The following is a 414-nucleotide window of genomic DNA, read 5'->3' as shown; positions in this document are numbered from 1 at the left end:
TCGTCGTCGCTGGTCGCCCTCCACCTGGCCGCCCAGGCGTTGCGTCGCGGCGAATGCTCGATGGCCCTGGCCGGCGGCGTCACCGTCATGTCCACCCCGGACGCACTGGTGGCTTTCAGTCGACAGCGTGGTTTGGCCCCGGATGGTCGTTGTAAGGCGTTTGCGGCGTCGGCGGATGGTACGGGGTGGGGTGAGGGTGTGGGTGTGTTGTTGTTGGAGCGGTTGTCGGATGCGCGTCGTGGTGGGCGGCGGGTGTTGGCGGTGGTGCGTGGTTCGGCGGTGAATCAGGACGGTGCGTCGAACGGTTTGACGGCGCCGAGCGGTCCGGCGCAGCAGCGGGTGATTCGGCGGGCGTTGGCGGGTGCGGGTTTGTCGGTGGGTGATGTGGATGTGGTGGAGGCGCACGGTACGGGG

At 68.8% G+C, this 414-nt stretch carries 1 protein-coding gene; it reads left to right on the top strand.

Annotated elements, in window-relative coordinates; all coding sequences use genetic code 11:
* A partial coding sequence (locus GT354_RS37495) for a beta-ketoacyl synthase N-terminal-like domain-containing protein (protein ID WP_161360851.1) occupies nucleotides 1-414 on the top strand: 414 nt, incomplete at both ends.

The organism is Streptomyces sp. SID3343 (assembly GCF_009865215.1).
Lineage (GTDB): Bacteria > Actinomycetota > Actinomycetes > Streptomycetales > Streptomycetaceae > Embleya.
The sequence above is the reverse complement of the archived record's forward strand: the minus strand, read 5'-3'. Positions and strand labels throughout refer to the sequence as shown.